A 286-nucleotide genomic window follows, 5' to 3' on the forward strand; every position below is an offset into this window, starting at 1 on the left:
GAGACCCCACACTACCATCGGCGCTACGGCGTTTCACTTCTGAGTTCGGCATGGGGTCAGGTGGGACCACCGCGCTACTGCCGCCAGACAAATTCTTTTTCAAATGCCAAACTTTAACCGTATTAAGTGGTGCTGATACCCAGAGTCGAACTGGGGACCTCACCCTTACCAAGGGTGCGCTCTACCAACTGAGCCATATCAGCACACTAAATTTGATGCCTGGCAGTTCCCTACTCTCGCATGGGGAGACCCCACACTACCATCGGCGCTACGGCGTTTCACTTCT

1 tRNA gene and 1 rRNA gene are annotated in these 286 nt (G+C 54.2%); both read right to left on the reverse strand.

The window, feature by feature from the left end:
- A 5S ribosomal RNA gene (gene rrf, locus NA624_RS23040) occupies nt 1-88 on the reverse strand; the annotation flags it as partial.
- A gap of 39 nt (nt 89-127) precedes the next feature.
- Nucleotides 128-203 (reverse strand) — tRNA-Thr (locus tag NA624_RS23045).
- Nucleotides 204-286 lie beyond the last annotated feature (83 nt).

The organism is Salmonella sp. NW38 (assembly GCF_051807745.1).
Classification (GTDB): Bacteria; Pseudomonadota; Gammaproteobacteria; order Enterobacterales; family Enterobacteriaceae; genus Salmonella; species Salmonella enterica.